The sequence below is a fragment of the Actinomyces bouchesdurhonensis genome (genome assembly GCF_963540955.1).
Lineage (GTDB): Bacteria > Actinomycetota > Actinomycetes > Actinomycetales > Actinomycetaceae > Pauljensenia > Pauljensenia bouchesdurhonensis.
The window spans coordinates 1-4672 of sequence record NZ_CAUTSL010000089.1 but is presented as its reverse complement, the minus strand read 5'-3'; the positions used below and the strand labels follow the sequence as shown (position 1 = coordinate 4672).

The 4672-nt window shown below is 70.4% G+C and carries 5 protein-coding genes and 1 pseudogene; all 6 read left to right on the top strand.

Translation table 11 applies throughout. The features are described from left to right. Positions 1–490: DUF456 domain-containing protein (locus RYL44_RS09965; RefSeq protein ID WP_314975892.1), on the top strand; the 490-nt coding region annotated here is incomplete at its 5' end. 96 nt (positions 491–586) lie between these two features. Continuing rightward, positions 587–1867, top strand: coding sequence for an adenylosuccinate synthase (locus RYL44_RS09960; RefSeq protein ID WP_314975891.1), 1281 nt, complete (start codon positions 587–589; stop codon positions 1865–1867). Between the two features lie 511 nt (positions 1868–2378). Further along, positions 2379–3293, top strand: a complete 915-nt coding sequence (locus RYL44_RS09955; protein ID WP_314975890.1) for a hypothetical protein — start codon at positions 2379–2381, stop codon at positions 3291–3293. A 164-nt stretch (positions 3294–3457) separates the two neighbouring features. Further along, positions 3458–3655 (top strand): hypothetical protein, encoded by a 198-nt coding sequence (locus RYL44_RS09950; RefSeq protein ID WP_314975889.1) that lies wholly within the window; start codon positions 3458–3460, stop codon positions 3653–3655. 9 nt (positions 3656–3664) lie between these two features. Beyond that, positions 3665–4339, top strand: a complete 675-nt coding sequence (locus tag RYL44_RS09945) for a heme-binding beta-barrel domain-containing protein (protein ID WP_314975888.1) — start codon at positions 3665–3667, stop codon at positions 4337–4339. Continuing rightward, positions 4332–4672: pseudogene (locus tag RYL44_RS09940) on the top strand (CAF17-like 4Fe-4S cluster assembly/insertion protein YgfZ); the annotation flags it as partial. The gene RYL44_RS09945 and the pseudogene RYL44_RS09940, both read left to right, overlap by 8 nt.

The window sequence follows — 4672 nt, the reverse complement described above, 5'->3', positions numbered from 1 at the left end:
CGTCCTTGGAACCGTCATCGTTGGCATCGTCATCCTCATCGGAGTGATCGGCGCGGTCGTGCAGATCTGGCCCTCCGCGCCCGTCGTCGGCGGCGCGATCCTCGTGTGGTCGTGGATGACGGGCACGCGCTCCGCGTGGATCATCTTCGCGATCGCGGCGTTCGTCCTCATCGTCGGGACGGTCCTGAAGTACGTGATCCCCGCCCGCGGCATGAACAAGGCGGGAATCCCCCAATCCACGCTCGTGTGGGGAGGCGTCGGCGGCGTCGTCGGCTGGTTCATCGGACTGCCCCTCGGCCTCGTCCTCGGCATGATCGCCGCGATCTTCCTCGTCGAATACCTGCGCAGCAACGACACCGCGAGGGCGTGGAAAGCAACGGTTCAGGCCCTCAAGGCCTTCGGCTGGACGATCGCCATCGAGCTGATCGCCGCCCTCACGTGCGCCACCGCGTGGGGCATCGGCGTCGCACTGGCCGCCACCGGAAACTGACGCGACCTGCCAGGGTACCCCGGCCTCGTCGTTCCTCCGGTACGATGGGTTTGTTGCGCGCACCCGCGCGACTCACCCAACTTAACGGAGATACTCATGCCCGCCGTCATCGTGCTCGGCGCCCAGTGGGGCGACGAAGGCAAAGGCAAGGCCACTGACCAGCTCGGCCAGCACACCGACCTCGTCGTCAAGTTCAACGGAGGCAACAACGCCGGACACACCGTCGTGATCGACGGCGAAAAGTACGCGCTGCACCTCCTGCCCGCCGGAATCCTCTCCGAAGGCGTCACTCCCATCATCGGCAACGGCGTCGTCGTCGACCTGGACGTGCTCTTCGAGGAACTCGAGGCGATCACGGCGCGCGGCGTCGACTGCTCGCGCCTGCGCATCTCCTCCAACGCGCACATCATCCCCCCGTACAACCGCCTCATGGACCAGGCGAACGAGCGCGCGCGCGGCAACAACCTGATCGGCACGACCGGACGCGGCATCGGCCCCACCTACGCCGACAAGATGAACCGCATCGGTCTGCGCATCCAGGACCTCTTCCACCCCGAGGAGCTGCGCACCAAAGTCGAGGCTGCTCTGGCCCCCAAGAACACCATTTTCGAGGCCGTGGACCTGCCAGTCCTCGACCCCGCCGAGGTGGCCGACCACCTCCTGTCCTTCGCGGAGCGCGTCAAGCCGATGCTGTGCGACGTGTCCCTCGTCGTCAACGACGCGCTGGACCGCGGCGAGACCGTCCTCTTCGAGGGCGGCCAGGCCACGATGCTCGACATCGACCACGGCACCTACCCCTTCGTGACCTCCTCCAACCCGACCGCGGGCGGCGCGCTCACCGGCTCCGGCGTGGGTCCGACCCGCATCGACCGCGTCGTCGGCGTCGCCAAGGCGTACACGACGCGCGTCGGCGAGGGCCCGTTCCCCACGGAACTGGACGACGAGGTCGGCGAGGCCCTGCGCGCCAAGGGCGGCGAATTCGGCGTGACCACCGGTCGCCCGCGCCGCACCGGCTGGTTCGACGCCGTCGTCATGCGATACGCGACGCGCATCAACGGACTGACCGACATCTGCCTGACGAAGCTCGACGTGCTCTCCGGCTACGAGACGATCCCCGTGTGCGTTGCCTATGAGGTCGACGGAGTGCGCACCGAGGAAATGCCCCTCGACCAGGCCGGCTTCGAAGCAGCCGTGCCCGTGTACGAGGAGCTGCCCGGCTGGAGCGAGGACATCTCGCAGTGCCGCTCCTTCGAGGAACTGCCCCAGGCCGCCCAGGACTACATCACGCGCCTGGAAGAACTGTCGCGCTGCCGCATCCAGTCGATCGGCGTGGGACCGGGCCGCGAGGCCACGATCGTGCGCTACCCGCTCATGTGACGGCTCACTGACACGCAGGTGGGGGGTCGGCGCCGCGGCGCCGACCCCCCACCCGTTTGACGCGCCACCGTCGGCGCGCATGTACGACAAAGCACGCCGAACCGAATGCGCCTGTCGGCGCGAAGGCCGCTCGTAGCGGCAGAGTTTGGAGCCCGGGGCATACCGGTCCGGCGTGCCCCACAACCCTACGACTAAGCCCCTCGCGCACGCTCGCCGTGGGGGCGTGGATCAACCCACACAGGGGCGTGCGCCACAGCCCGCCCTCAGCGGTCGCTACCGGGCCCAGTGGTCGCTACCGGGCCCAGCGGTCGCTACCGGGCCCTCACCGGCCAAGCCAGAGCCGTTGCCGCAACCACCGCAACTCCGAGCAACGGGCGGAATGCGACGGTGCTCGCTCCTACAACGACAACGTCCCCACCCGGCAAAATCCCAGCCCACCACCTCGCGTAGGAGACCCGCCTGGGCGGCCCCGGCCTCGTCGAGTGCCCACATGTGGGACCATGGAAGCGTGATGACATCGACCCCTCCCACGCGCCCCCGCATCAACCGCGGGCGCCGCCCCGACACCCTGGCTACCCGGCACGTACCGACGAGCCTCGGCACCCTCACTGTTACCCTGCTGGCCGCGCTCACAATCACCGTGTGGTGGCTGCCCGGCTCGCGTTGGAGCGTCGGCCCCGTCGTCGCGGTCGCGTCCATCCTCTTGGCTATCGGGTGGCCGACCTTGGCGCGCTTGCACATGCCGTGGCTCGCGCAAGGGGTTCTCGCCCTCGGTGGGACCCTCACCCCGATTGCCGTCGCCTATTGGAAGAACCTTGACATCGCGGTCCCGCTGACCGGCATCACGCTGGTCGCCCTGGTCGCCGCCATCATCCTCGACGCGCCCGCGCCGCGCGACCACTCGGTGGGCCGCACAAGCAAACACTGGGGATCCACCGCGCTCAGCGCCGCACTGGCCTCCTCTGTGACCGCGCTGCTCATCATTACCTCCGGCTCCATGTGGGTCTCACTCACCGTCCACGAGCGCTGGTCAGTCATCGTGCCCATGGCCGCGCTGGTGGCCATCGTCGCAGCCGCATCGGCTCGCAGTGGGCGTAGCGCCACAGCAGGCATCGTCTACGCCGCAATTTGTGGCCTCATCGCAGGCCTTGTCGCCGCGTCAATCGCGTGGTTCCTCGGGCAGACATCGGACCTGCTGCCCGTCGTCTTCCCCTTCATCGCGAAACGGTTCGGTGACTTTGCCGCATTCCTGACCCTGGGCGGTGTCACCGGCTTCGGCGTCGGCTTCGCCGTGTCGGTCGTCGACGCGCTCCTCGGCGAACGCGCCTCCTCCGCTCAGTTCGCCTCCGTCCTGGGCCGAGGCGCCGCGAAATTCCTTGTCGCCGCTCTGCCCGTCTACGCGATGATTCGCATCGGCGGTATCTGAGGGGCGCCAGTTTCGTGGGGCGCCTGTTCCGACAACGAGGCCGTGGCCGGGCACCCGGATTCGTGTCATCCGCGCTGCGACCCCGCGCCGTGCGCGACCCGGGGAGGGAACCCCGGCCTCGTCCCTGTTCGCCGCCGGCTGCGCGCCCCCGCGCCGCGCGGTGCGTGCCCGCCCCACGCCGCGCGCTGCCCGCCCCCGCGCCGCGCGCTGCCCGCCCCGGCCTCGTCCCTGTGCGCCGCCGACTGCGCGCTCCCGCGCCGCGCGCTGCCCGCCCCGGCCTCGTCCCTGTTCGCCGCCGGCTGCCCGCCCCCGCGCCGCGCCCGCTCCCGCGCCGCGCGGTGCGCGCCCGCCCCACGCGTTAGGCTGGAGGCATGATGGTGATACCCGATGACTTGCCCGCTCGCGTCGCTCCCGTCGCGTGGATACTCGGAACCTGGGAAGGGTGGGGCATGCACGCCGCCGCGCCCACCCCCGGCCAGGATCGGCCCGCCGAGGACGCTCCCGCCGACGCCCCCGTCGTCGAGGAGATCCGCGGCGATGTCGTCGGCGAGCAGATGCGCCTGGTGACCCGCGTGTACGCGGGCGAGGCCTCGGCCCCGATCGACCCCACGTGGGACGCCGCGCAGGGCCTGGCCGCGATCCAGAAGGGCGACCTGATCAGCGAAGAGACCCTGTACGTGTCTGTCGCCCCCTCCGATGCGCCGCTGCCGCCTCCTGGCCAGTACAACTCCCGCGAGTTCACGGCGACCTCCGCCTCCACTGAGGGCCACAGCGCCGTGTGGGACGGCGTGAGCGTCGGCCCGCGCGTGCAGATGGTCTCCGACGCGATCGCGCTCGGCGCGGACGCGACCCGTGTGACGCACCTGGGCCGCATGTTCGGCCTGGTCGCCGGCGAGCTCATGTGGACGCAGGAGCGCACGCTCGACGGCGAGGACGAGGCCGACGTCGAAATCTCCGGTCGACTGCACCGCACCGAGCAGGCCTCGACCGCCTCCGGCGAGGTCATCGACGGCATCGACGACTCCCGGGACGGTTTCCTTGTCTGAGTCCGCGCTCGATTCCGAGTTCGTCGACGAGGCCGTGGCCTCCTTCGGCGCGACCCCGCACTTCGGGGACCCGTCGGGGGAACAGTGGGCCCTCGAGTCCGGGCGTGCGCTGGTGCGCCGCCCGGACCTGGCGGTCATCTCCGTGTCGGGAGACGATCGGCTCACCTGGCTGACGTCGCTCGCCTCCCAGGTCGTCACCGGCCTCGTGCCCGGCGTGAGCCGCGAGCTGCTGATCCTTTCGCCCGAGGGGCGCGTCGAGCACTGGGCGGGCGCGAGCGACGACGGGACCGCGCTGCACCTGATCGTGGAGCGCTCGGACGTGTCGGGGTTCGT